This window comes from Curtobacterium sp. AC268 (assembly GCF_979258745.1).
Genome location: NZ_OZ409878.1, coordinates 2,413,609 through 2,438,565, shown reverse-complemented (window position 1 = coordinate 2,438,565; position 24,957 = coordinate 2,413,609). Strand labels below are relative to the sequence as shown.

The 24,957-nt window shown below is 69.8% G+C and carries 27 protein-coding genes and 1 tRNA gene; 9 read left to right on the top strand and 19 right to left on the bottom strand.

Translation table 11 applies throughout. The features are described from left to right. Positions 1–6 precede the first annotated feature (6 nt). Complete coding sequence (locus tag ACZZ9K_RS11620) at positions 7–1,131, bottom strand: ComEC/Rec2 family competence protein (protein ID WP_463444105.1); 1,125 nt, start codon at positions 1,129–1,131, stop codon at positions 7–9. A gap of 842 nt (positions 1,132–1,973) precedes the next feature. Beyond that, positions 1,974–2,063, bottom strand: a tRNA-Ser gene (locus ACZZ9K_RS11615). Positions 2,064–2,206: 143 nt separating this feature from the next. On the opposite strand from ACZZ9K_RS11615, the gene ACZZ9K_RS11610 reads away from it, so the two are divergent. Further along, a complete protein-coding gene (locus ACZZ9K_RS11610; RefSeq protein ID WP_138802308.1) occupies positions 2,207–3,214 on the top strand; it encodes an SGNH/GDSL hydrolase family protein in 1,008 nt (335 codons plus the stop codon). Positions 3,215–3,224: 10 nt separating this feature from the next. Beyond that, positions 3,225–4,586, top strand: coding sequence for a DNA repair protein RadA (gene radA / locus ACZZ9K_RS11605; RefSeq protein WP_463444104.1), 1,362 nt, complete (start codon positions 3,225–3,227; stop codon positions 4,584–4,586). Positions 4,587–4,590: 4 nt separating this feature from the next. Here the strand turns inward: radA and ACZZ9K_RS11600 are convergent, their stop codons facing one another. Beyond that, complete coding sequence (locus tag ACZZ9K_RS11600) at positions 4,591–4,974, bottom strand: SseB family protein (protein WP_017887661.1); 384 nt, start codon at positions 4,972–4,974, stop codon at positions 4,591–4,593. Positions 4,975–5,254: 280 nt separating this feature from the next. Here ACZZ9K_RS11600 and cspE point away from each other — a divergent pair, with 280 nt between their 5' ends. Continuing rightward, the gene (gene cspE, locus ACZZ9K_RS11595; RefSeq protein ID WP_017887662.1) at positions 5,255–5,464 is read left to right on the top strand and encodes a transcription antiterminator/RNA stability regulator CspE; all 210 of its coding nucleotides are present in this window, start codon (positions 5,255–5,257) and stop codon (positions 5,462–5,464) included. Between the two features lie 192 nt (positions 5,465–5,656). On the opposite strand, the gene ACZZ9K_RS11590 is transcribed toward cspE, so the two are convergent. Together ACZZ9K_RS11590 and ACZZ9K_RS11585 are read right to left on the bottom strand one after the other, a co-directional pair. Continuing rightward, the gene (locus tag ACZZ9K_RS11590) at positions 5,657–6,367 is read right to left on the bottom strand and encodes a hypothetical protein (RefSeq protein WP_138802306.1); all 711 of its coding nucleotides are present in this window, start codon (positions 6,365–6,367) and stop codon (positions 5,657–5,659) included. 64 nt (positions 6,368–6,431) lie between these two features. Beyond that, a complete protein-coding gene (locus ACZZ9K_RS11585) occupies positions 6,432–6,974 on the bottom strand; it encodes an amino-acid N-acetyltransferase (protein ID WP_071245253.1) in 543 nt (180 codons plus the stop codon). A 106-nt stretch (positions 6,975–7,080) separates the two neighbouring features. On the opposite strand from ACZZ9K_RS11585, the gene ACZZ9K_RS11580 reads away from it, so the two are divergent. The 5 genes from ACZZ9K_RS11580 to ACZZ9K_RS11560 all read left to right on the top strand — a co-directional run bounded on the left by ACZZ9K_RS11580 (position 7,081) and on the right by ACZZ9K_RS11560 (position 10,592). Continuing rightward, positions 7,081–7,533, top strand: coding sequence for an SRPBCC family protein (locus ACZZ9K_RS11580; protein WP_027467072.1), 453 nt, complete (start codon positions 7,081–7,083; stop codon positions 7,531–7,533). A 192-nt stretch (positions 7,534–7,725) separates the two neighbouring features. Then, positions 7,726–8,169: a hypothetical protein gene (locus ACZZ9K_RS11575; RefSeq protein WP_035809351.1), complete on the top strand. Its 444-nt coding sequence runs from the start codon at positions 7,726–7,728 to the stop codon at positions 8,167–8,169. Beyond that, positions 8,166–8,621, top strand: coding sequence for a hypothetical protein (locus tag ACZZ9K_RS11570; protein ID WP_111024020.1), 456 nt, complete (start codon positions 8,166–8,168; stop codon positions 8,619–8,621). The genes ACZZ9K_RS11575 and ACZZ9K_RS11570 overlap by 4 nt, the downstream gene beginning before the upstream one ends. 4 nt (positions 8,622–8,625) lie before the next feature. Beyond that, positions 8,626–9,576: a hypothetical protein gene (locus tag ACZZ9K_RS11565; protein ID WP_463444103.1), complete on the top strand. Its 951-nt coding sequence runs from the start codon at positions 8,626–8,628 to the stop codon at positions 9,574–9,576. Next, complete coding sequence (locus tag ACZZ9K_RS11560) at positions 9,573–10,592, top strand: hypothetical protein (protein WP_463444102.1); 1,020 nt, start codon at positions 9,573–9,575, stop codon at positions 10,590–10,592. The genes ACZZ9K_RS11565 and ACZZ9K_RS11560 overlap by 4 nt, the downstream gene beginning before the upstream one ends. Before the next feature lie 293 nt (positions 10,593–10,885). Here the strand turns inward: ACZZ9K_RS11560 and ACZZ9K_RS11555 are convergent, their stop codons facing one another. Further along, a complete protein-coding gene (locus ACZZ9K_RS11555; protein ID WP_027467068.1) occupies positions 10,886–13,405 on the bottom strand; it encodes an ATP-dependent Clp protease ATP-binding subunit in 2,520 nt (839 codons plus the stop codon). A 282-nt stretch (positions 13,406–13,687) separates the two neighbouring features. Continuing rightward, a complete protein-coding gene (locus ACZZ9K_RS11550; RefSeq protein ID WP_027467067.1) occupies positions 13,688–14,164 on the bottom strand; it encodes a Clp protease N-terminal domain-containing protein in 477 nt (158 codons plus the stop codon). Positions 14,165–14,234: 70 nt separating this feature from the next. On the opposite strand from ACZZ9K_RS11550, the gene ACZZ9K_RS11545 reads away from it, so the two are divergent. Beyond that, positions 14,235–15,167: an NAD(+)/NADH kinase gene (locus ACZZ9K_RS11545; RefSeq protein ID WP_027467066.1), complete on the top strand. Its 933-nt coding sequence runs from the start codon at positions 14,235–14,237 to the stop codon at positions 15,165–15,167. A 194-nt stretch (positions 15,168–15,361) separates the two neighbouring features. Here the strand turns inward: ACZZ9K_RS11545 and ACZZ9K_RS11540 are convergent, their stop codons facing one another. The 12 genes from ACZZ9K_RS11540 to folP form a co-directional block, all read right to left on the bottom strand. After that, positions 15,362–16,420 (bottom strand): sigma-70 family RNA polymerase sigma factor, encoded by a 1,059-nt coding sequence (locus ACZZ9K_RS11540; RefSeq protein ID WP_035809350.1) that lies wholly within the window; start codon positions 16,418–16,420, stop codon positions 15,362–15,364. A gap of 353 nt (positions 16,421–16,773) precedes the next feature. Beyond that, positions 16,774–16,908: a hypothetical protein gene (locus tag ACZZ9K_RS11535; protein ID WP_258320880.1), complete on the bottom strand. Its 135-nt coding sequence runs from the start codon at positions 16,906–16,908 to the stop codon at positions 16,774–16,776. 63 nt (positions 16,909–16,971) lie between these two features. Next, entirely contained in the window at positions 16,972–17,145 is a 174-nt protein-coding gene (locus tag ACZZ9K_RS11530) for a hypothetical protein (protein WP_463444101.1), read from the bottom strand. 91 nt (positions 17,146–17,236) lie between these two features. Beyond that, positions 17,237–17,440: a hypothetical protein gene (locus ACZZ9K_RS11525; protein ID WP_071245264.1), complete on the bottom strand. Its 204-nt coding sequence runs from the start codon at positions 17,438–17,440 to the stop codon at positions 17,237–17,239. Positions 17,441–17,524: 84 nt separating this feature from the next. After that, on the bottom strand, positions 17,525–19,063 hold the full coding sequence (gene lysS, locus ACZZ9K_RS11520; RefSeq protein WP_463444100.1) for a lysine--tRNA ligase: 1,539 nt from the start codon (positions 19,061–19,063) through the stop codon (positions 17,525–17,527). A gap of 492 nt (positions 19,064–19,555) precedes the next feature. Beyond that, positions 19,556–20,248, bottom strand: coding sequence for a Rossmann-like and DUF2520 domain-containing protein (locus ACZZ9K_RS11515; protein WP_035809347.1), 693 nt, complete (start codon positions 20,246–20,248; stop codon positions 19,556–19,558). Further along, positions 20,245–22,005 carry a PH domain-containing protein gene (locus tag ACZZ9K_RS11510; RefSeq protein ID WP_138802302.1) on the bottom strand — a complete coding sequence of 587 codons (1,761 nt, stop codon included), beginning with the start codon at positions 22,003–22,005 and terminating at the stop codon, positions 20,245–20,247. Before ACZZ9K_RS11510 ends, ACZZ9K_RS11515 begins: the two co-directional genes overlap by 4 nt. Positions 22,006–22,014: 9 nt before the next feature. Next, entirely contained in the window at positions 22,015–22,536 is a 522-nt protein-coding gene (locus ACZZ9K_RS11505) for a PH domain-containing protein (RefSeq protein ID WP_463444099.1), read from the bottom strand. A 24-nt stretch (positions 22,537–22,560) separates the two neighbouring features. Beyond that, positions 22,561–23,052, bottom strand: a complete 492-nt coding sequence (locus tag ACZZ9K_RS11500; protein WP_027467060.1) for a DUF3180 domain-containing protein — start codon at positions 23,050–23,052, stop codon at positions 22,561–22,563. After that, complete coding sequence (folK, locus tag ACZZ9K_RS11495; protein ID WP_111057561.1) at positions 23,049–23,603, bottom strand: 2-amino-4-hydroxy-6-hydroxymethyldihydropteridine diphosphokinase; 555 nt, start codon at positions 23,601–23,603, stop codon at positions 23,049–23,051. The genes ACZZ9K_RS11500 and folK overlap by 4 nt, the downstream gene beginning before the upstream one ends. Further along, positions 23,600–23,989: a dihydroneopterin aldolase gene (folB, locus tag ACZZ9K_RS11490; protein ID WP_027467059.1), complete on the bottom strand. Its 390-nt coding sequence runs from the start codon at positions 23,987–23,989 to the stop codon at positions 23,600–23,602. The genes folK and folB overlap by 4 nt, the downstream gene beginning before the upstream one ends. After that, positions 23,986–24,954 carry a dihydropteroate synthase gene (folP, locus tag ACZZ9K_RS11485; RefSeq protein WP_173032459.1) on the bottom strand — a complete coding sequence of 323 codons (969 nt, stop codon included), beginning with the start codon at positions 24,952–24,954 and terminating at the stop codon, positions 23,986–23,988. Before folP ends, folB begins: the two co-directional genes overlap by 4 nt. Between the last annotated feature and the right edge of the window lie 3 nt (positions 24,955–24,957).

Here is a 24,957-nt window from a genome sequence, read left to right as displayed (position 1 = left end):
ACTTCGTCAGTTCGACAGTTCCCACACTTGCGCAGTGGTCCGGGCTTTGACCTCGCGGAGGGCGTCCGTCGGGTCGACCTTCTTTGCCCACCGCGGCCTGATTTTTGTCGAACCCTTCTCGAGTCCGTACGTGAATACCGCATGATCCGGATTGAACAGGCTGAATAGCGCTATGTTATGGCCATTCATTGATCCGTGGTGAGGAGCTGTCACCACGCACGTCTGAACGCCCGACGGCAACCACTTATGCCATTCCGCCGCGAATGCTTGCCAAGCATGACCGACGTTGAGCGGCAGATCCCCCGTGTGGATCCACCCATTTGTGCATGAATGTGCGAAATGGGTTGGATTCCACGAAATAGAAGGATGCTTGGTAGGAGGATTAGTAGATCCGCTGTACAAGCTTATTGATGACCAGTTGGTAATGGTCGTTCGACCGCGTGGGATCCCGTGAGCATGCGCAACGTCTTCCATGATGGCGCGAGCTGCGCGTCGGTGGGCGTGCGACTGGATCACGCTCTGGCGGGCCGTTTCCCGGTTGACGTCGAGCTTCAGTTTAGACCTGATCCGCTTCGCCACCTCTTTCAAGGTCTTCTTCGGAACCGTGAGTTGTGTGACGAGCAGCATCCACGGCACACCTGCCGGTGTGAGATCTGTTCCCGAGGCGATCGTTCGTACTGGTGCGGCCACTACCGCTCCGTCGGTGTCTACCTGCTGGGCAAGGTCAACAGCAACGTTCTGGTCGGCTGCGTTTAGGCCGTCTTGTACCAAGAGAACTTCCACGAATCCGAGGTTTGCCGCGAACTCAGCGATACTTGCGTCAGATTGCAGAAGGCTCATGCTCGCCGCTTTCCCCGCTCGATGAGATTGCCGGAGCATGCCGAAGAGCCTCGATACGGGTCCGAGCCAGGGTATGACAAGCGTTCCGACCGATATCGTTGACCGACCCATCTCCTTGACAAGAAACCGCAATCTATTCACATGATCTTCGTCGAGATGTGATACGAAGATGAAGTCAATGCGCACTACGCCTCGATTGACCAGGTCCTTCGCCAAGTCACGAATGGCTGATTCCAGTTGGCCCACACGCGGTGCCGCACCGACGTCGTAGATGTAGGTCAGCGGGCTCACCCCCGGTTGCGCGACAGTAGTGGCATGGAACCCGCCGTGGCCGACCCGATACTGCACTCGGTGCGCACTAAGCGGCGCCCCGCCCCCTGCTACTGACATCCACTCAAGATAGCGTAAGCACCAGGATCACTTCGGGAGACGTCACACACTCAGCCGATCCGGGATCGAACCTACAGCTAGTCACGACGCTCCGGGTCGTGATCGCTTCTCGGTAGCCGATCGGCTGCCGCACGCGTCCCTCCCGGTCCGGGTACGTGTGGGCAGCTTCGCTCTGTGTCGTCCTTTTCGCTTCGCACCGAAGCCACGCCGGCACCGCCGCACTCATCGGATCGCCATGCGAGTGTCCTCGGTGTGCACCTCGTCCGAACCTTTTTCCCTCCACGACACACGAAACCTCGAAACACATCATCCAGTTCGAACACGAGCTCTACATCCTCGACAAGCGCGCCCGAGAAGGGCGGCAGCCTCAGCCGCGCAAGCAGGAGCACGAACGCCTGCAGCGCCGACGCGACCAGCTCGGCCGGTCCAACTACAAGCGCAACTCCGACCGGCGAAGCTCATACCGATGCCGCAGACGTAGGCTGTATGGAGCCTCTCGAACTGAACAAGCACGACCAGCACCCGGACGCTCCAACGCGCTTGAAAACGCTCCACCAGCGTCCGGGATGCTTCAGCGCGCCCGAGAAAGCCGCCCGCCCGTCCGGATCCGCCCGTCGCACCGAACAGCGAGGCAGATCACGCCGATCGACAGCGGAACGAGAAGAACCCCCGGCCCGAGCCGGGGGTTCTTCTCTTGAGCCACGTTTCGCAAACCGTTGAGGTCAGAAACAGAATCAGCTCTGTGGCGGTACCGGTGGGATTTGAACCCACGGTGGAGTTGCCCCCACACATGTTTTCGAGACATGATCCTTCGGCCGCTCGGACACGGTACCGGGAAAGAGTTTACACGATCCCAGAGGCCCGTGATGACACCCCGGGTCAGCTCCCCCTCCACAGGCGGTCACCTACAGGGCTCTCCCCACACCCACAGGTCCTCCTCGTCTCCGGCAAGACCGGCGGGCGTACCGTCCACGGCATGAGATCCCGCACGCTCATCGCACTCCTCACCTCCGTCGTCGGCAGCCTCGGTGTCGTCGGTGCCGCAGCCGTCGGTGCCCGCGCCGGCGTGAAGGGCCAACGGGCAGCGGCCCAGAGGGTCGTCGACATGCTCCCGATCCACGCCGACTGGTGGCGCGAACGACAGCAGCACGAAGGGCAGCTGCTCTACGTGGCGATCGGTGACTCGGCAGCGCAGGGCGTCGGTGCGACCGCGCCCGGGCGTGGCTACGTGGGGCTGCTCGCGCGGCGCATCCGGCACCGCTCCCACATGTCGGTCCGGGTGGTGAACCTCAGCGTCTCCGGCTCGACCACGTGGGGCGCGAAGCGTGATCAGCTGCCGAAGCTCCGGCACTACGCGCCCGACATCTGCACGGTGTCGATCGGGGCGAACGACATCGCCGACTTCGACCCGGACAAGTTCGAGCGGAACATCCGCGCGATCTACGGCGCGGTGCCGTCGCACGCCGTGGTGGCCGAGCTGCCGTGCATGTTCGTGCCGGACCGGGAGCGCAAGGTGGCGGTGGCCAACGAGATCGTGCACCGGGTGGCCGACGAGTTCGGGCTGACGGTGGCCCCGCTGCACACCATCACGAAGCGGGTCGGGCTCCGCCGGACCTTCTTCAACAGCTACGGCGACCTGTTCCACCCGAACGACCGCGGCTACGAGATCTGGGCGAGCGCGTTCGAGCCCGCGGTCGACGCGCGGGTCGACACGGTGGCGGCGATCCGGCACTACCTGTCCGTGCGCGAGGCCGAGAACCTCGGTCGTGAAGCCGGGGCGGTCGCGAACGCCCGCGCCGAGCAGGACACCGATGGTGCCGAGGCACTCGACCACGCCTCGCGCCAGGGTCCGGGGCCGGTCGAGCGCCTGCGCCACCGGATGACCGGGTCGATCGCGGTGCCCGACGAACGAGACCAGTCGGACGAACCAAACGGACCGGACGAGCCGGGCGACCGCGCCGGTGATGTCGGCCGTACGGCCTAGCCTCGACGACATGGCGCGCCCGCAGTCCCTCTACCGTTGCACCGAGTGCGGCTGGACCAGCATCAAGTGGGTCGGCCGGTGCGGTGAGTGCCAGACCTGGGGCACCGTCGAGGACAGCTCCGCGGCGTCAGCGAGCACCCGGGGTACGTCAGCGGTCGCCGTCACCGGCGCCCGGGCCGCGCGACCGATCACCGAAGCCCGCGGCACCTCGGTCCAGCGCTGGCAGACCGGCATCGGCGAGTTCGACCGTGTCCTCGGCGGCGGCGTGGTGCCGGGTGCGGCGGTCCTGCTGAGCGGCGAGCCCGGCGTCGGCAAGTCGACCCTGCTGCTCGAGGTCGCCTCCCGAGCCGCAGCCTCGGGCAAGCGCGTCCTCTACGTCAGCGCCGAAGAGTCCGTCGACCAGGTCCGACTCCGCGCCGAACGCACCGGGGCGATGCACGACGACCTGTACCTGGCGAGCGAGGTCGACCTCGGCGTCATCATCGGCCAGATCGACCAGGTCCAGCCCGACCTGCTCATCGCCGACTCCGTGCAGACCATCTCGTCGAGCTCGATCGACGGCATCGCGGGTGGCACGTCCCAGGTGCGCGAGGTCGCCTCGACCCTGATCCGCATCGCGAAGGACCGCGCCCTGCCCGTCCTCATCGTCGGGCACGTCACGAAGGACGGCACGATCGCCGGCCCGCGGCTCCTGGAGCACCTGGTCGACGTCGTCTGCCACTTCGAGGGCGACCGGCAGACCGCGCTGCGCTTCGTCCGGGCGCTCAAGAACCGCTTCGGCCCCACCGACGAGGTCGGGTGCTTCGACATGGGTGGCGACGGCATCCACGAGGTCCCCGACCCGAGCGGTCTCTTCATGTCGAAGAACGCGACCCCGGTGTCCGGCACGTGCGTCACCGTCGCACTCGAGGGCCGTCGCGCGCTGCCGGTCGAGGTGCAGGCCCTCATCGTCCCGAGTTCGGCGCCGCAGCCACGCCGGGTCGTGAACGGTGTCGATGCCTCCCGTGTCGCGATGCTGCTCGCGGTGCTCGAACGCCGCGCCGGCCTCAAGCTGTCCGACGCCGACGTCTACGTGTCCACGGTGGGCGGCATGAAGCTCACGGAGCCCGGCGCCGACCTGGCGATCGCACTGGCCCTCGCGAGCGCGGCACGAGACCGTCCGTACCCGCACACGCTCGCGGCGGTCGGTGAGATCAGCCTCGCCGGCGAGATCCGTCCGGCCACGGGCACGAAGCAGCGCGTGAACGAGGCCACCCGCCTCGGGTTCACGACGGTGCTCGGCTCGGACTCCGGGCACCTGCGCGAGGCCCTGCGTGTGGCGTTCTCGATGACGCAGTCGCCGCGCGAACGCGAGCTCGACCGCTCGTTCTGAGGCGCTACGCGCGCAAAGCGGCCAGCAGGTCCGCCGGCGCGGCCTGCATGGTGTGCGGGCCGGCGATGTCGAAGAACACGCCCTCGAGCATGTCGAGGTGGGCGGCCAGGAACTCCTCGAGCCGCGGCCCGTCGTAGACCATGACCTGCCGGATCTTCTCGTCCGGCACCATCGCCGTGTAGGCGTCCGCCGACGAGAACAGCAGCAGGATGCGCTTGTCCGACCCCTCACGGCCGAACACCCGCACCTGCATGTCCTTCTTGCCGGTGACGAGTCGGGGGACGATCACGATGTCGTGGCGGAGCGCGAACGCCACCGCAGCGACGTCCTGCTTCGCGAGGGCTTCCTCGAGCTGTTCGCTCCGGAAGCGCTGTTCCTTGTCTGCCATCAGCTCAATTCCACCAGATTTTCGTCGTTCCGTGACGCACGGGTAGCCAGTCGGCCCAGAGCACGCTAGCCTGATGGAACCGCTTCGGCGGCGCTCAACGTCCGGGCGAGGTGGTTTGCCCCTCAACCCGGGCCCCAGGGTCACTGGCCGACAGGCCTGACCCCGAACCCGTCCCGCCGGCACCTGCCCGCGTGGCGCATTACCCCCGTCGACGTACGTCGGGGTCTCCGTCGGTGCATCTGCACCTTGGCGGAAGCAAGAAAGCTAAGGAAACGCCATCATGGCATCTACCGGTACCGTCAAGTGGTTCAACAACGAAAAGGGCTTCGGCTTCATCGCCCCGGACGACGGCAGCGCTGACGTCTTCGCGCACTTCTCTGCGATTGCTGGCAACGGCTACAAGTCGCTCGAGGAGAACCAGAAGGTGGAGTTCGACATCACCGAGGGCCGCAAGGGCCCGCAGGCGGAGAACATCACCGTCCTCGGCTGATCACATCAGCTTGAACAGGCCCCGTCGTCTTCGGACGACGGGGCCTGTTGCTGTTCCCGGCCCTGCTCGGCATCTCGCACGACCAAAGCCACGCCGAACCACGCGAGCGCCTGGCGCGAAAGCACTTCGGTTGTGCGGAACGGATCGGAACCGCGTACCGCGTACCGCGAACCGCGAACCCGCCGCCGCCGCCTACTGCAGGATGAACTGCACAGAGCTCTTCGACTCGAGGTTCCCGACGGCGACCTGCAGGTGGTAGCTCGCGCCTCCAGCGGTGACCGCCGGCCGTGACGAGTCGCACGTCGACGTGGACGAGCGGGTGCGGTCCCAGGCGATCGCCGGGGTCGTGAGCGTCTGACCGGACTTGATCGTGACGTCCTGGTTCGTCCCGCCGGTCTGGCAGTCCTTCGACGACCAGTACTGCTCCTGGCCCGAGCTGATGGTCAGCACCTGCTGCGCCGACCCGAGGTCCAGGTGGCAGGAGTTCGTGCCGGAGTTCTTGATCGACATCGCGATCTTCGGGTCCTCGGTGGGGCCGTAGGCCGACTTGTCGAGCACCGGGGTCAGGACGATCTGGTCCTTCGTGCAGGTCGACCCGTCGGCAGCAGCGGACTTCGACGCAGAAGCCGAGGCGGAAGCCGACGGCTTCGGCGCAGCGGACCGCGAGGACCCGGAACCGGACCCAGAACCGTCCGACGACGCACCGGCAGCAGACCCGGCAGCAGCAGAGGCACCAGCAGAGGCCGACGCACTCGGCGCCGCCGACGTGGCCCCGCTCCCCCGCCCGACGACGATGAGCACCACCACCAGGACGACGACCAGCAGCGCCCCGAGCACGAGCGCCCGGCGGCGCCAGTAGACGACCGGCTTCTCGGGCCCGACGGGGTGACGCAACGACGACATGCGCACAGGGTAGACAACGGCGCGGGCCGCACACGGCCACCCCGCCGGGCGGCACGGGAAAGCGTCAGAGGTTCTTCAGCATGCGGGTGTTGCCGAGGGTGTTCGGCTTGACCCGGGCGAGGTCGAGGAACTCGGCGACCCCTTCGTCCGACGAGCGGACCAGTTCGGCGTAGACGTCCGGTGAGACGACGCTCTCGCCGATCTCCAGGTACCCGTGCTTCGCGAAGAAGTCGACCTCGAAGGTCAGGCAGAAGATCCTGGCGACGCCGAGTTCGCGGGCGTCGTGCTCGAGCGCTTCGAGCATCCGGTGCCCGACGCGCTTGTGGATCCACTGCTCGTCGAGGGCGAGCGTGCGCACCTCGGCGATGTCGTCCCAGAAGACGGCGAGCGCCCCGCACCCGATCGGGGTGCCGTCGGGCCCTTCGGCGATCCGGAACTGCTGGATCGAGCCGTACAGGGCGACGTTCTCCTTGCCGAGCAGGATGCGCCGGTCGACGTAGGGGGCGATGAGCCGCTGGATGTGCGGGACGTCCGAGGCGAGCGCCGGACGCACGAGGATCCCGTGGTCGTCGCGCTCGTGGAACGCATGCTTGCCGTGCTCTGTCATCCGCCTCACACTACTGCGTAGCGACGGACGGACCCGTACCCGCCGACGTCGCAGGGGGACAGCCCTGCTGAGTGCCGCCCAGGTCGATCGGCCTACCGTCCGGTGCATGCCTCAGATCATCGAAACCGTCGACGTCAACGTCCCCGTCCGCCAGGCCTACGACCAGTGGACCCGTTTCGAGGAGTTCCCGCACTTCCTCGACGAGGTCGAGAAGATCGTCCAGGTGGACGACAAGACCACCGACTGGACCGTGAAGATCGCCGGCCAGGAGCGCGAGTTCCGGGCCCTCATCACGGAGCAGCACCCCGACGAGCGTGTCGCCTGGACCGTGAAGGACGGCGAGACCGACCACGCCGGTGTCGTCACCTTCCACAAGCTCTCCGACGCCGAGACCCGCGTCACCGTGCAGATCGACTGGGAGCCCTCCGGCATCCTCGAGAAGCTCGGCTCCGCCGTGGGCGTCGGCGGCCACGCCGTCAAGAAGGACCTGCAGAACTACAAGGAGCGCGTCGAGAACGCACCGACCCAGCCGGGCTGGCGAGGCGACGTGCAGGCGTAGTCCGCACCACACGACGGACGGGAGGCGCGGTGCCAGCTGGCACCGCGCCTCCCGTTCGTTCGTCCCCCGTTCGGCATCCCCCCATCGAAATGCCGACCTGACGAGCGAGCGCGAGCCTGGCAGAGTGGTGACACCGGCCAACGCGCTGGATCAGTTTTATCATGTCTGAGACAGATGTGAGAGTGGGGACACGTGATCGAGTACAACGACGACGACGCACACCGTCGGGAACTGTCGCGCAAACTGCAGCTCCTGATGGACGTCGTCGAGGCCAACTCGGGCCAGCGACCCCCGTACAAGGAGATCGCCGCCGAGATCGAGGCGCAGGGTGCGTCGATGAGCCGACCGCGCTGGGGCTACATGCTCGGCGGCAACGGTCCGGCCGTCCGTGACCAGCGACTCCTGGCGGCCCTGGCGACCTACTTCGGCGTCCCGGCGGAGTACCTGACCGACGCGGCCGGCAACACGGACGTGCCGGAGCGGGTGCAGGCGCAGCTGGAGCTCGTGCTCGAACTCCGCAAGCGCGAGGTCGTCGCGTTCGCCACCCGGCGTCTGGGCGAGTTCGCCTCGGCGGACGAGATCCGCGACTTCACCGACCACCTGCGTCGGCTGGACGAATCGGGCGGCACCCCGTGAGCGGCTACCGCGACCGCTTCGACGCCCTGCGCCGGCAGACCGAGGCCCGTCGCCGCGTGCAACGCCTCGGGCTCCCCCGTCGGCTGTCCCTGCCGGAGCTGACCGCCCGCGCCGAGGCGGCGCTCGGCAAACCGATCCACGTGCGCACCACGGAGCTGCCGGGCGACCTGTCCGCGCGGCTCATCCAGCGCACCGACCACGCCCTGCTCGAGACCCGCCCCGGCCTGTCCGAGCGCTCCCGGGTGGCGTGCGTGCTGCACGAGCTCGCCCACGTGTTCATGGACGACACCGGCTGCGACCACCAGGCGTACACGGGGCTGCTCAGCGGCAGGACGGCGTTCACCCGCTCGCTGGACACCCCGCACGAGCAGGCCGTCGAACTCGTCGCCGACCAGCTCGCGCTGCGGATCGGGCTGCTCGACCCCGAGGGCCAGCCCGGGATCTTCCGGTGACGCGGTGACGCTGCACGTCTGGGGGTCGATCCCGGTCTGGCTGATCCTGGCGGTGCTGGTCGCCCGGCTGCTCCTGGTGCGCACCCAGTCGGCCAGCGTCACCTGGCTGATGGTCTGCTGCAGCTGCGTCGCCGTCGGACTCACGATCAACCAGCCCGACGTCACGACGTTCCTCGCCGGTGTGACGCACGTGCCCAACATCGCCGACCTGATCGGCCGCTGCCTGATGGTGTGCGGCATGTTCGCCCTCGCGCAGTCGGTCGAGGCCGCGGCACGCTCCGCCAAGCTCCTGCGCGCCAGCCGCATCATCGGCTGCGTGCTCGTGCTCGTCGCCCTCGTCGTGCTGTTCAGCCTCATCGACGCACCGACACCCACGGCGCAGTTCATGGCGGCCTACGGCGACCAGCTGCCGACCGCGCTGTACTCGGCGGTCGAGATGACCTACATCGCCATCGTGATCGCCCGGTCGGCCGTCGCCGTGCTGCGCGGGTTCCGGAGCGGCGACGGGCTCGGCCGCCTGTACTGGCTCTTCGTCGTCGGTGCCGCCGGCCTCGTGCTCCTCGCCGGCATCGCGCTCGCCCTCGACGCCGTGCACGTCGCCGGCGCGGACGGTGCGGTCGGGGTCCTGTCGAAGCTCTACACCCCGGTGTTCCTCGGCTCGATGGTCCTGCTCGCCATCGGCGCGGCCGGCGGCGTCCTGCCCGACGCCGCACGGGAGTTCCGCGACTGGCGGGCCGCCCGACGCCGGTTCCGCGTGCTCGAACCGGAACTCCGGCGGCTCGAGACGGCATCGGGCAACACCGGGCTCTACTTCACGATCGTGTGGCAGCGTCGCCAGTGGCGGAGTCGGCAGCACCGACTGTCCGTCGAGATCGAAGACCGCGCGCGCGAGGCCGGGCAGGACGTCCCGGCCGCTGCGACGCTCACCACGGCACGACTCAGGGAGATCACATGACCGGCGCACGCATCACGGCACTCGGCACCGCGGCAGGAGCGGTCGGCACGCTCGGACTCGGCGCCTTCGTCGCACGGCGGCTGCTGTTCCCGACGCCGTACACGGCGACCGCCACGGTCCGCAGCGCCACGGACACCGAGGTCGAGCTGACCGCCACCCGCGACACCCGCCTGCCGGGCACCTACGACCTGCAGCGCGACGACACCCGGGTGCAGGTCGGCGCGATCACCACCGCGAGCACGGAGACCGGGGCCGGCAGCGACGGTGACACCGTCCGCCGCAGCGTCACCGCCCCCGTGGCGACCGGTGCGTGGGGCTGGGACGCCCTGCGGTACGACGGACCGGACGACGTCCCCGGCACCGAGCCCGAGGCCGCCACGACCCACGTGGTCCACGTGCACGGCCAGTCCCTCGGCCCGCGCCAGGTCCTGCGCGGTGTCGGGGTCTGGCGTGCGCTCGGCGCCTCGTCCGAGGTCGTCGACACCACCGACCTGCCGCTCCGCTCCCTCGACGCCGGTGCAGCGGACCGAATCGTCGCCGCCGTCCGCGCCGCCCGAGCCCGTGGCGCCCAGCGCGTCGTGCTCCAGGGCTGGTCCGCCGGCGCGCTCGCCTGCTCCGTCGCCGCCGCACGCGTCGACGTCGACGCAATCGTGGCCGTCTCCCCCCTGCTCGACGTCGCCTCGGCACTCCGCGGGGCCGTCCGGGGCGCGCACCTGCCCGCGTTCGTCGGCACGGTCGCCGCCCGCATCGCGACCACGAACGTGCTGTCACGGCTCGCCGGGGCTCCGACCCCCGTGACGACGACCACGTGGCAGGACTCGTCGACGCCGACGCTGCTGATCCGCTCCGAGGCCGACGCCCTGGTCGCGGCCGACGACGTCGCCGACGCCGCGCGGCAGGGCGCCACCACGGTCACGTTCCGCACGGCACCGCACACGCTCGAGTGGAACGAGGACCCGGAGCGCTGGGAGCGCGCCGTCCGCGACTTCGCCGCACAGCTGCCCGACACCGCCTGACACGGCGGACGCCCGCACGGCCGACCGGCACCACCGCCGGACGTGCAACGGCCCCGGTCTGCGAACAGACCGGGGCCGGCTGCGACTCGATCCGTTGGGGGGAACCGATCGAGCGCGACGCGCGAGGAGTTGGGGGGAACGTCTCGCGCGTTGTCATCACAGTACCCCCGGACGGGGGTCCGTGGCCGGAAGGACGCGCAGATCGGCGTTGCGGGATCTGAACGCGACCCGAGAACGGACAGGAGGCCCGGTGCCAGCTGGCACCGAGCCTCCTGTCCGTGGGGTGTCAGGTCCTAGGACTCGATCTCGCCCTGGGGCGTGTCGGTCGCGGCCTCGACCGCGGCTGCACCGGCGAGGACCTCTTCGCGGCCCGGCTGACGCCCGGTCTCGAAGTGGAACGCACCGTCGACGAAGTCGACCTTCACGTGGTCACCGGCGTTGAGCTCACCCTGCAGGATGTGCTCGGACAGCTGGTCCTCGACCTCGTGCTGCATCGCGCGACGCAGGGGCCGTGCACCGAGGGACGGATCGAACCCGACCTTGATGAGCTGCTCCTTGGCCGGCAGCGTGAGCTCGACGGTCATGTCGCGGTCGAGCAGGCGGTCCGCCAGACGCTTCACGAACAGGTCCACGATCTGCAGCAGCTCGGGCTGCGACAGCTGCGGGAACACGATCGTGTCGTCGACACGGTTCAGGAACTCGGGCTTGAAGTGCTTCTTCAGCTCCTCGTTGACCTTGCCGCGCATGCGGTCGTAGCCGACGGCCGAGTCACCCTCGACCTGGAAGCCAACCGGGCCACCGGCGATGCCCTGCGAACCGAGGTTCGTGGTCATGATGATGACGGTGTTCTTGAAGTCGACCACGCGGCCCTGACCGTCGGTGAGACGGCCTTCCTCGAGCACCTGCAGCAGCGAGTTGAAGATGTCCGGGTGGGCCTTCTCGATCTCGTCGAACAGGACCACGGAGAACGGCTTGCGGCGCACCTTCTCGGTGAGCTGGCCGCCCTCCTCGAACCCGACGAACCCGGGAGGGGCACCGAACAGGCGGGACACGGTGTGCTTCTCACCGAACTCCGACATGTCGAGGGAGATCAGCGCACCCTCGTCGTCGAACAGGAACTCGGCGAGGGCCTTGGCGAGCTCGGTCTTCCCGACGCCCGTGGGGCCGGCGAAGATGAACGAGCCGGAGGGACGGTTCGGGTCCTTCAGGCCGGCACGGGTCCGGCGGATGGTCTTGGACAGGGCCGAGATGGCCTCTTCCTGACCGATGACGCGCTCGTGCAGTGCCTTCTCCATGAAGACGAGACGCGAGGTCTCCTCTTCGGTGAGCTTGAACACCGGGATGCCCGTGGCCTGGGCCAGGACCTCGGCGATGATGCCCTCGTCGACGGTGCCGGACGCTGCGACGTCACCCGCACGCCACTGCTTCTCGAGGCGGAGACGCTCGCCGAGGAGCTTCTTCTCCTCGTCACGCAGGCTCGCGGCCTTCTCGAAGTCCTGCTCCTCGATGGCGGCTTCCTTCGACCCGCGGACCGTCGAGATCTTCTCGTCGAACTCGCGGAGCTCCGGCGGCGCCGACAGGATCGACAGACGCAGGCGAGCGCCGGCCTCGTCGATCAGGTCGATGGCCTTGTCCGGCAGGAAGCGGTCCTGCACGTAGCGGTCCGCCAGGTTCGCCGCGGCGACGATCGCACCGTCGGTGATGGACACCTTGTGGAACGCCTCGTACTTGTCGCGCAGACCCTTGAGGATGTTGATCGCGTGGGGCAGCGACGGCTCGTTGACCTGCACCGGCTGGAAGCGACGCTCGAGTGCGGCGTCCTTCTCGAAGTGCTTGCGGTACTCGTCGAGCGTGGTGGCACCGATGGTCTGGAGCTCACCGCGGGCGAGGAGCGGCTTGAGGATCGAGGCCGCGTCGATCGCGCCCTCGGCTGCACCGGCACCGACGAGCGTGTGGATCTCGTCGATGAAGACGATGATGTCACCGCGGGTGCGGATCTCCTTCGTGACCTTCTTCAGGCGCTCCTCGAAGTCACCGCGGTAGCGGGACCCGGCGATGAGCGACCCGAGGTCGAGCGAGTAGAGCTGCTTGTCCTTCAGCGTCTCGGGCACGTCGCCCTTGACGATCGCCTGGGCGAGGCCCTCGACGACGGCGGTCTTGCCGACGCCGGGCTCACCGATCAGGACGGGGTTGTTCTTGGAGCGGCGGGAGAGGATCTGCATGACCCGCTCCATCTCCTTCTCGCGCCCGATGACGGGGTCGAGCTTGCCGTCACGCGCGGCCTGGGTGAGGTTCCGACCGAACTGGTCGAGGACCTGCGAACCCTGCTGCGCGTTCTGCTGCTGCTCGCCGCCGACGGCGACCGCTTCCTTGCCCTGGTAGCCGGACAGGAGCTGGATGACCTGCTGGCGCACCCGGTTCAGGTCCGCGCCGAGCTTCACGAGGACCTGGGCTGCGACACCCTCGCCCTCGCGGATCAGGCCGAGCAGGATGTGCTCCGTGCCGATGTAGTTGTGGCCGAGCTGCAGCGCCTCGCGCAGGGACAGCTCGAGCACCTTCTTGGCGCGCGGCGTGAACGGGATGTGCCCGGTCGGCTGCTGCTGGCCCTGCCCGATGATGTCCTGGACCTGCTCGCGCACGGCGTCGAGCGAGATGCCCAGCGACTCCAGCGCCTTGGCGGCGACGCCCTCGCCCTCGTGGATGAGGCCGAGGAGGATGTGCTCGGTGCCGATGTAGTTGTGGTTGAGCATCTTCGCTTCTTCTTGAGCGAGGACGACAACACGACGGGCCCGGTCGGTGAATCTCTCGAACATGTGCTCTCCCTTGGCCCCTGATGAGCGGAGCCGACGCTGTGCCGGTCTCGTGTGAGTCCGGCCAAGTACTTCGAGAGTAACCAGCGCTCCCCCCGGGGGCTGCCCCTGTTCGCCGTGGGCGTGACCAGGGTGCGTCTTGTGCGCAGTGAGCGAACGACGAGACGGGCTGGGCCCCGCCGCCGGTACCGGACCGACGCGCCAGCGGCGGGTCGGCCGTGCCGGTGGGAGAGGCCCGTGGCGGGATCGCCACGGGCCTCCAGTCCGCTTGTCGGTCGCGCCGGGTCAGGAGCGCCGCACCGCGCGACGCAGGTCGCGTCGGAAGCGGCGCGCGTCGACGCCCAGGGCGTCGAGGACGTCGTGCCCGGACCCGGCGAGCGGATCGTCGACCGAGTCGAGCACGGCGAGGACGACGTGCGGCGGTCGGATGCGCTCCGAACGGCCGGCGATCGTCGCGGCCCGGGCGAGCACGCGCATCGCAGCCGGCGTGCACGCGACGCGGTCGTGTTCGCCGGGGCAGGTGCTGTGTGCCCCGACGAAGGCGCGGATGCCGGAGCGGACGGCGTCGGGTGTGATCCGGTGGGCGTCGAGGACGGGCCGGAAGCGGGGCATGCCGGCGCAGAGCGTGACGGCCGCCAGCAGCAGGTGTTCGGCGTCGACGAAGCCGAAGCCGGACTCGTGGGATTCGAGGTCGGCGAGCAGCACGATCTCGCGGCCGTGCCGGACGGAAGGGAGGGCGACGGAGAGTTGAGCGGTCTGCATGTATTCAGAATATCGCATACCCCGGCGAACGACCAGCCCGCATCGGAGGTCGGCTCGGTACGATCCGCTCATGGAGCAGCCCGTCGTCGGCCTCGTCGTCCACCCGACCAAGAACGTGCAGGAGTCCGTGACGACCCTGCAGCGCTGGAACGCGTCCGGCCAGGGCGAGCTGCTCGCCCGACGCGCGGACGCCCAGCGCATCGGCGGTGGGGTCGACGTGGTCGACGACGACGACTTCACCGACCGCGTCGACCTGGTCGTGGCCCTCGGCGGCGACGGCACCATGCTCGGCGCGATGCGGCTCGTGGCGAAGCGCCCGGTGCCCGTCCTCGGCGTGAACTACGGCAACGTCGGGTTCCTGGTCGAGATCGAGCCGCCCGAGCTCGAGAGCGCACTGGAACGGCTGTCAGCCGGCGAGTACCAGCTCGAGCCGCACCACGCGCTCGAGGCACGGTTGTCCTGGGGCGGCGCCCGCACCGACTACCTGGCATTCAACGACCTGACCATCGTGCGGCGGCCCGGTGCCGGGCAGGTCTCGGCCGACCTCAGCGTCGGGGGCCTCGGGTACGGGTACTACCGGGCCGACGCCATCGTGGCCGCGACACCCGCCGGCTCCACCGCGTACAACTACGCCGCCGGTGGGCCGGTGCTCTCCCCCGCGCTGTCCGGCTCCGTGGTGACGCCGGTCGCGCCGATGGCCGGGATCGACCGCTCCGTGGTGCTCGCCGCGCGGGAGCGCTACCGGTTCGACATCGCCGAGGGCACCAGGAGCGCAGCGCTCGAGGTCGACGGGCTCGTGGTCGGCGAGGTGGCCACCGGGGCGCAGATCGACATGCGGCTCCGGAAGGACGCCGGCAGCGTCGTGCGCCTGGACGCCGAGCGGCACGGGCGGACCGGACGCGTGAAGCTCAGCCTGCTCGACCTGCCGGTGCGGCCCGACCAGCTGGTCGAACTCATCCCGAGCGACCTGCGGCAGAAGCTCCGGCGCGAGATCGACGACTGACGCCGCGTCGGTGCTGGCCCTGGCACCGGGCCTGGCCCCGGTCCGGGCCCCGGTCCGGGCCCCGGGAACGTGAATGGCCCGCTCGAGCAGTGCTCGAGCGGGCCGTCCCATCACCCCACCGGATCGTCTTCCCACAGAACGACCCGGTTTCCCCGCGCCGGCACGGGTGAACGTGCCGACCGAAGTCCACTGACCTAGTCGGTCAGGTACAGCTGCATGTCCTGCGAGACCGCCTTGGCGAACAGACGCAGCTTGGCGCGCGACTCCACCCGGCTGACGGCCTGGCGGGTCGTGTGCACGATCTTCGAGATCTCGTCGAGGGTCATCGGCTTGTCGTCGTCCAGGCCGTAGCGCATGCGGATGACGTTCGCCTCGTCGCTGGGCAGCTCGGCGACGATGGAGCGGATGTCGCGGTGCAGCAGCGTCGTCTCGGTGAGCTCGTTCGGGCTCGCGGCGTCCTCGTCCTCGATGAAGTCGCCGAGCTCGCTGTCGTCGGAGTCGCCGACCACGGTGTGGATCGAGACCGGCTCGTGCGAGCGGCCCTTGAGGTCGACGAGTTCCTCGACGCTCATGCTCAGCTCGGCGGCCACTTCCTCCGGCATCGGCGCACGGCCGAGGTCGACGGTCAGGTCACGCTCGGTGCGCGAGATCTTGTTGATGAGCTCGACGGTGTGCACCGGGATGCGGATCGTGCGTGCCTTGTCGGCGAGACCACGCGAGATGGCCTGGCGGATCCACCAGGTGGCGTAGGTCGAGAACTTGTAGCCCTGCGTGAAGTCGAACTTCTCGACCGCACGGACCAGGCCGAGGTTGCCTTCCTGGATGACGTCCATGAAGGGCAGGCCACGCTGCGAGTACCGCTTGGCGATGCTCACGACGAGGCGGAGGTTCGAGGTGATCATGCGCTCCTTGGCGCGCTCACCGTCACGGACGAGCCAGCGGAGTTCACGCTGCAGGGTCTTCGCGAGACCCTTCTCGGTGGCGAGCTTCTCTTCGGCGAAGAGCCCGACCTCGATGCGGCGTGCGATCTGCGCTTCTTCCTCGGCGGTGAGGAGCGAGAGACGGCCGATGTGACGGAGGTAGTCGCCGACCTGGTCGACCGAGGCACCGCGGACACCGGCGAGCTGCTCGTCGGCCTCGACCTCGGTGTCGAGGGAGGTGGTGGCGGACTCGGCGGTCGCGGTCTTCGATGCCGATGCCTTCTTGGTGGCGGTGCGGCGGGTGGTGCTGGGTGCAGCCGTTGCGATCGTCATGGTGTTTCTCCCTGCGTTCGACGGTGATGGCTTCGTGGGGCGTTGCCGGGGGGTGCTGATGAGTAAAGCGGCCCGGAGGTGTACCCCACAAATCGTTCGGAGCGATTCTCAGGGTTCTCCGTGCTTCATCATCGAAAGCGTCCCCCGCGGGGTACAGCCCACCGCCAGTCTGGTCCCCCAATCAGCCCTGGATCAAGCGGATAACGCCGTTTTTCCGGCGTTGCAGGCGTGTTTCACCAGCGTTTCCGATCGTGTACCCCAGGCGACTGCGTACTCCGGACATGCAAAAGGGGTACGTCCGACCGGATCAGTGCGATCTGGTCGTCGTACCCCGAATACCGAATGGGTGGGGGTCACCAGGAGGGTTCGAGCCACCCGTCCCGGCGCTTGGAGACCTCGAGGTCTGCGTCTCGGTCGAACTCGTCGTACTCGCTCTCGATGTCACCGACGAGGCTGCGGCCCGTGAAGGGATGTGCGGTGGTTGCCATGCGGACGATGCTCACCCCGGCACGCGTCGGCGAGGTGAACGGTGCGTGACGGTCCGTCGGCGCTCAGACGTCGAGGTCGTCGACGTCGCCCTCGTCGTCGAGGGGTGCGCCGTCGGCTCCGCGATCGGTTCGATCGGCACCGTCGGGCAGGCCGGACGTGCCGCACACCGGGTGCCCGAAGGCGTCCTCCACGTCGAGGTCGTCGAGGTCCTCGACGGGTTCCGGGAAGGTCGGCATGCGCGACAGCGTCACACCGCGCGGTGAACGCCGGGTGAAGTCAGCGCGGGGACGTGCGCGCCGGTCAGCGCGCGGGGTGCTGCGGCTGCGGTTACTCGGCCGACGTCGGAGCCGGCGCGGGGCGACCGTGCTCACGCTCGAAGCGGGCGCGCTCTTCGGCCTCGACCTTGGCGTACGCGGCACGCTCGGTCCGGTCGGCACGCATGATCGCGCGCATCACGAACCAGAAGATCAGGCCGACGACGATGGTCGGCGTCAGGGCGAAGACGATCCCGCTTACGACTCCTTCAGGCACCCGAGCATCGTACCCCGACTATCTGTTCCGACCGGACTCGCAAGCTCGTCCGGGGCTGGCGTCGCGCAGCGCTGGCGCGCTGCCCTAGGCTCCAGCGCCCTTGACCAGCGGGAACAGGATCGTCTCGCGGATGCCCAGGCCCGTGATGGCCATGAGCAGGCGGTCGATCCCCATGCCCATGCCGCCCGACGGGGGCATCGCGTGCTCCAGGGCCCGCAGGAAGTCCTCGTCGACGCGCATCGCCTCGAGGTCACCGCCGGCCGCGAGCTTCGCCTGCTCGACGAACCGCTCCCGCTGCACGACCGGGTCGACGAGCTCGGAGTACGCCGTGCCGAGCTCGAAGCCGCGGACGTACAGGTCCCACTTCTCGACGACGCCCGGACGGGTGCGGTGCTGCCGGGTGAGCGGCGAGGTGTCGACCGGGAAGTTCATCACGAAGGTCGGGCGGTCGAGCGAGTCGATGACGAAGTGCTCCCAGAGCTCCTCGACGTACTTGCCGTGCGTGGCGTGGGCGACCTCGACGCCCTCGGCCTCGGCGAGCACCTGCAGCTCGGACAGCGGGGTCTCCGGAGTGATCTCGCGCCCCGCGGCCTCGGACAGCGAGTCGTACATGTCGATGCGGGGCCACTCGCCACCCAGGTCGTAGGTGCTGCCGTCGGGCAGGGTGACCTCGAGCGCACCACCGGTGACCGCGCGGGTCGCGTTCTGCACGAGCTCCTGCGTCAGGTCGGCCATCTGCTCGTAGTTGCCGTACGCCTGGTACGCCTCGACCATCGCGAACTCGGGCGAGTGCGACGAGTCGGCGCCCTCGTTCCGGAAGTTGCGGTTGATCTCGAACACCCGGTCGATGCCACCGACGACGGCACGCTTCAGGAACAGCTCGGGTGCGATGCGCAGGAACAGCTCGGTGTCGAAGGCGTTCGAGTGCGTCACGAACGGTCGGGCCGAGGCGCCGCCGTGCTGGGTCTGCAGCATCGGGGTCTCGACCTCGAGGTACTCGTGAGCAGTGAAGGTCTGACGGAGCGAGGCCATCACGGCTGCGCGGGCACGCACGGTGGCGCGGGCCTCGTCGCGGACGATGAGGTCGAGGTAGCGCTGGCGGACCCGCGTCTCCTCGTTGAGCTCGTTGTGCAGGTTCGGCAGCGGCAGGATCGCCTTCGCCGCGATCGCCCAGTCGTCGACCATGATCGACAGCTCGCCGCGGCGCGAGGAGATCACCCGTCCGTGCACGAACACGTGGTCGCCCAGGTCGATGAACTCCTTCCAGCGGGCGAGGGACTCGTCGCCCACCTCGGCCAGGGAGACCATCGCCTGGATGCGCGAGCCGTCGCCCGACTGCAGGGACGCGAAGCAGAGCTTGCCGGTGTTGCGCGAGAACACCACACGACCCGCGATGCCCACGACGTCCTGGGTCTCCTCGCCGGTCTCCAGGTGCGCGTACTGCTCGCGCACGGCCGGGATCGTCGTGGTGATGGGGAGCTCGGCGGGGTACGCCTCGATGCCCGACTCCAGCAGCTTCGCCCGCTTGTCGAGCCGGACCTGTCGCTGCTCGCTGGTCTCCTGCTCGGCCAGTGCGGCGGCGTCGGCGATCGCGGTGTCGGGGGTGACGGTCTCGTCGGTCATGCGGGTGCGGCTCCGATGGTCGTGGGGGTCGGGGGAAATGCTACCCGCGCCGCGGTCCCGCAACCGTCCTCGCCCGGCCGACAGTCTCCGCCCCCTCGGCAGAACTGAGCGGTGGGTCCCGACCACCACGGGCTGCCGGGCGGCGGGGCTGCCAGGCTGCCGGAGCCGAGACCGCGGTCGCAACACCCCGCCCGCACCACCCCGACCGGTCACAATCCGACGGCTCGAGCACGCGCTGCCGACGGTTCGTGACCACTCGGCAGAACTGAGCGGGGAGTCGTGACCAGCCGGAGTCGCCGAGCTCGCCGAAACAGGAGCCGAGACCGCGGTCACAACACCCCGCCCGCACCACCCGCACCGGTCACGATCTGTCAGCTCGAGCACGCGCAACCGACAGGTCGTGACCACTCGGCGGAACTGAGCGGGGAGTCGTGACCTCTCGAGCGCCCGGCCCCGACCTCCGCCCCGCGCCGCGGTCCCGGCCCCGAACCGCTAGAGCGTCGACTGCCCGTCGGCGGCGGTCAGCGCGTTGTCGACGGCGGAGCGGACGAGTGCACCGAGGACACGACCCGGGTGTTCGACGCCGATGCCGGACAGGGTGCCCGCCGACTGGTCGACGATCGCGGTCGAGAAGCTCACGGCGGCCCGCACCGCATCGGCGTAGGCGGGCCGGTCACCCTCGGCCACGACGAACGGTTCGGCCCCCATCTCGACCACGAGCGCCTGCGCGATCGGCAGGACGGGTGCCGGGGCGGTCACCGCGCAGTACGCGTCGCGCAGCCGGGACAGGTCGACGCTCGTGCCCGTGAAGGCCATGGCGGGGTGGATCGCCAGCGGGATCGCACCGGCTGCCATCGCCGGGGCGAGGATGCCGACGCCGTGGTCCGGGCTGGTGTGCACGACGAGCTGCCCCGGCTGCCAGATCCCGGCGTCCGCCAGACCCTGCACGAGCGAGGCGAGCTGGTCGTCCGGCACCGCGAGCAGCACGAGTTCGCTCCGCTCGACCAGGTCCGGCGTCGCGAGCACCGGGGCGCCCGGCAGCATGGCCTCGGCGCGGTCACGGCTCTCGTCGGACACGGCGGTCACCCCGACGACGGCGTGCTCCGCGTTCGCCAGGGCCGCTCCGAGGACGGGTCCGACCCGTCCGGCGCCGACGATGCCGACCCCGAGGCGCCCGGCCCTCATCGTGCGGCTCCGGTCGGGGGGACGTCGCCCCAGCCGGCAGGGACGGCACCGGGCCGGTGGTCCGCCGTCGGTCCGGCAGGGGCTCCGGACCCGGGCACGGTGTCGGCCGCAGCGTGCGTGGCGGCCGCGGGACGGGCCTCCCGTTCGCGCCAGCGGTGGGTCGTGTCGACCGCGGCCGCCTCGACGGCACGCTGCGTCGTCTCCGACCACAGGCGCTGCGCGTCACGCGCGTCGAGCGCGCCGACGCGGGCCGAGACCGGACCGGCCACGGTGTGGACGTGGACGGCTGCGAGCCGCAGGGCACGCTCGAGGGGACCCTGCTCGACCTTGACGCTCTGCACCCGGGGCAGCGGCACGATGACGAGCGACCGCCACACGGCACCGAGCCGCAGCAGCACCGCACCCTGCACGAACCGGTAGCCGTTGCGCCGGAACGCGAACGGACGGAGCCAGGCGCCGCGACGTGGGGAGTGCACGAAGCCGCCGCGGTCGCCCGAGGTGGTGAGGCTGTCGTCGACGACGTCCACGGCTTCGGCAGCCCCTTCGCGCAGGGCTTCCTGCGAGGCCTCGGGGCCCGCGACGACGGTACCGACGAGCCCGGGAAGGATGATGTCGAGGACCTCGCGGACGTCCGCCGTGGTGCCCACGGGCAGGACGATCGAGGACACCTGCTGGTTGCTCGACGCCCCGTTGCCGGCGCTCGTCGCACGGTTGATGCGGATGTCCCACCAGCCGAACGGACGCCACAGCAGCGGCTGGGCGACGCTGACGGCGTGGATGCGGCCGGGCGGCAGCGTCTCGTTCGACGTCGAGACCAGCCCGAAGCCGATCCGGATGCCGTCGCGGGTCTCGGCGATCGTGTACTGCAGCGAGCGGGAGAACTTGCGGACGTAGTAGCCACCGGCACCGAGCACGGCGGGGAACAGCCCGAACAGCACCGCGAACTCGCCGGTGAGGGCGACGCTGACGATCATGCCGGCGATGACGAGCAGCAGGAACAGCGTCGTGCCGGACAACAGCATCGACGCGATGAGCCGACCCGGGCGCACCTTGACGATGCGGGTCGCGTGCACGGCTGCCGGGTCGAGCTCGGGCGAGAACATCTCGTCGACGCGGTCCTGCAGTGCTCCGTGCGACTGCCGCGACGGACCGCCGTGGCCGTCGTCGTCCTTCGCCCCGGACGCGAGCACCAGGATCCGCTGCCGCAGGTCGTCGGCGGCACGGGCCCCGAGGTAGGCGAGCTGCACGTTGGCGTCGTTGCCGGCCTGCGCGATCTCGAGCTTGGCGGTGCCGAACACCCGGGGCACGAGGGGCCGCTGGATGTTGATGCCCTGGATCCGGTCGAGCCGGGCCTTGCGGTGGTTCCGGAACAGCACGCCGGAGCGCACCTCGACGATCTCGCCGGTGACGCGGAACTCGTGCATGCGCCAGGACAGGTAGAACAATCCGATCAGCACCACGAGCAGCACCACGATGCCGAGCAGGACCCAGCCGACGACGCCGTGCTCGTACACGTACCGGACCGGGTCACCGTCCTCCTGCTGCTCCCCGGGGATGAAGAACTCGACGAGCTGGTCGCGCAGGCTGTTGAGCACGTAGCCGAGGATGACGATGAGGAAGATCCCGCCCTTGAGCAGCGGGGTGAGCGGGTGCAGGCGGTGCCACTCGCCGTCGGTCAGGGGTGCCGCGGCGGCCGCGTTGCCCCGGGTGGGCGGAGTGGGCGGAGCGGGTGGCGGGGTGCCCGGTCGGAAGGTCACGGACGACCCCTACAGTCCGGCGCGACGGGACTCGGCGAGCTCGACGAGGCGGTCGCGCAGCTCGTCGGCGTCCGCTGCCGGGACCCCCGGGATCCGGACGTTCGTCGCGGCCGCGGCGGTGACGAACTTCAGCTCGCTCATGCCGAGCGCCCGGTCGAGCGGCCCGCGGGCGACGTCGACGAGCTGCATCCGGCCGTACGGGACCGCCGTGAACCGCTGCCACATGAGCCCGCGGCGCACGACCAGGTCGTCGTCGCGGAGCGCGTAGCCGATGGCCCGGACCCGTCGGGGCGTGAGCGCGGCGGTGATCGCCGTGGTGACCGCGACCACGATGCCGATGGTGAGCCAGACGGTGCCGGCCCCGGAACCGAAGCCGTCGGTGACGATCCCGATGAGCACGCAGCCCGCGGTGAGCACGACACCGATCACGAGCGTGGTGATGAGTTCGGTCCACACGAGCTTCGTAGACACCCGCTGCCAGGCGATCCCACCGAGGCCGAGGCCGGGCTCGTCGAGTCGTTCACGCGGCATCGCGGGCCTCCTGGGGTTGCTCGGTCAGTTCACCGTCGTCGAACCGTTGCGGGGATCGTCACGGTCGTCGTCGTCACCCGGAGGTGCGATGCACATGCGCTCCGCCACGAGTGCGCAGACCGTCAGGACGATCCCGCCCCCGACGGCGATCACGTTCGGCAGGGTCGAGCCTAGCGAAGGCGTCGCGGAACGGGTCAGCAGGTAGAGCACGAGGCCGAGGGCGAACCCGCCGAGCAGCGTGCCGCAGATGCTGGACGCCTTCGCGAGCACGACGACCCGCGTCGCGTAGAGCGGGTCGACCGGCCGCTGGCGTCCGGCGCCGTCGCGCGCGTGCCGGCGCACCGGGCGCGCCATGAGCACGACCGCGACGCCGATGAAGGCGAGCGTGATGCCGAGCGGGATCGAGAACAGGAAGGTCGGCAGCTGGCGCGACGCCAGGACGGCGTCGACCGCGAAACCGGCGACCACCGTCACGACGGCGATGCTGATCAGCGTGGAGGCACGGGTGGGCTTCATGCGCTGGTCGCGCTCCCCGCCGGCCGGGAGGCCCGTGCCGGCTCCGCGAACAGGCGCGGCTCGTCGACGCGCTCGGTGTCGTCCCCCACCGCGGTGAGCAGGTCGGCCACCGGTCCGGCACCGGGCAGGACGGCCTCGGGGTCGGCGTCGAGCCACGGGGCGAGCACGAACGCGCGCTCCGCTGCCCGGGGGTGCGGCACGACCAGGGTGTCCGTGGCGATCCGCAGGTCGTCCACCGCGACGATGTCGAGGTCCAGGGTGCGGTCGCCCCACCGGACCTCGCGCGTGCGGCCGTGGGCGTCCTCGATGCCGTGCAGGGCATCGAGGAAGGCCTGCGGCTCGAGGTCGGTGTCGACGACCACGACGGCGTTCCGGTAGCGGGGCTTCGACGTGTCGAGGCCGTCGAGGGTCACGGCGACCGACTCGACCTCGCGGCTCGAGGCCACGGGCTCGACCCCGGGCAGGGCGGCGATCGCGGTGGCTGCGGCACGGAGCGTGCTCCCCCGGTCGCCGAGGTTCGCTCCGAGGGCGACGACGACCCGGTGGGTCATTCTTCTTCCTCGTCCGGCACCGTGGCGCCGCGGGTGCGCCGGATGGTGATCGAGACGTCGGTGAACGGCACGGTGATCGGGGCCTGCGGCTTGTGCACCGTGACCTCCGTCGCCAAGGCGGCCCGGTGGGTGAGCACGGCCGCGGCGATGCGTTCGGCCAGCGTCTCGATCAGGTCGACCGGGTCGCGTTCGATCTCGGCCACGACCTGCTCGGCGAGGACGCCGTAGTGCACGGTGGCGTCGAGGTCGTCGCTGCCCGAGGCGGCGCGGGCGTCGAGCTCCACGGCGACGTCGACGACGAAGTCCTGGCCGTCCTCGCGCTCGTGGTCGAAGACGCCGTGGTGGCCGCGGGCGCGGACCCCGGTGAGTCGGATGGTGTCGTTCACGATCGAGCTGCCCTCCAGGCGTCCCAGACGTCGAGCACGGCACGGGTCGGTGCCGGGTCGTGCACGCGCACACCCCACGCGCCGCGTTCTGCGGCGAGCAGGCTGATGGCGGCGGTGGCGAGGTCGCGCTCCCTGGGCGGAGCACCCTCGGGGCTCCCGACACCGTCGAGGAACCGCTTGCGTGAGGCGGCGACGAGCACCGGCAGACCGATCGAGGCGAAGCGCTCGTAGCCGGCCAGGATCTCCCAGTTCTGCACGCCGTGCTTGGCGAAGCCGAGGCCCGGGTCGATCACGACCTGCTCCTGTCGGACACCGAGCACGATGAGTTCGGCGACCCGGAGTTCGACCTCGCGCCGGACCTCTTCGACCGCGTGGGTGTACTCCGCGTTGCGGTACATCCGGTCGCTGTGGCCGCGCCAGTGCATGACGACGAAGCCGACCCCCGTCGACGCCACGACGCGGGCCATGTCCGGGTCGGCGAGGCCGCCGGAGACGTCGTTGACGATGGCGGCACCGAGGTCGACGGCACGTTCGGCCGTCGCGGCGTTCATGGTGTCGACGCTGACCGGGATGCCCTCGGCCACGAGCTGCTGCACGACCGGCAGCACACGTTCCTGCTCGACCGGCACGGGCACGCGCTCGGAACCGGGGCGGGTGGACTCCCCACCGACGTCGATGACGTCCGCACCGGCCGCGACGAGGTCACGTGCGTGCTGCACGGCGGCGTCGTAGGCCTGGTGCAGTCCACCATCGCTGAACGAGTCGGGGGTGACGTTGAGGATGCCGAGCACCCGGGTGCGTTCCTCGGCCGGGCCACCGCGGTCACGGCGACGGCCGGTCACGACCTCCGGCACCGGCTGGGGTGCACGGAGGTCGATCGCGACCGTCGCCGGTTCGGCGGCGGCGGCGCGGGCACGACTCACCTCGGCGAGTCGACGCTCTCGTCGCGTCGGCAGCTCGGTCATGCC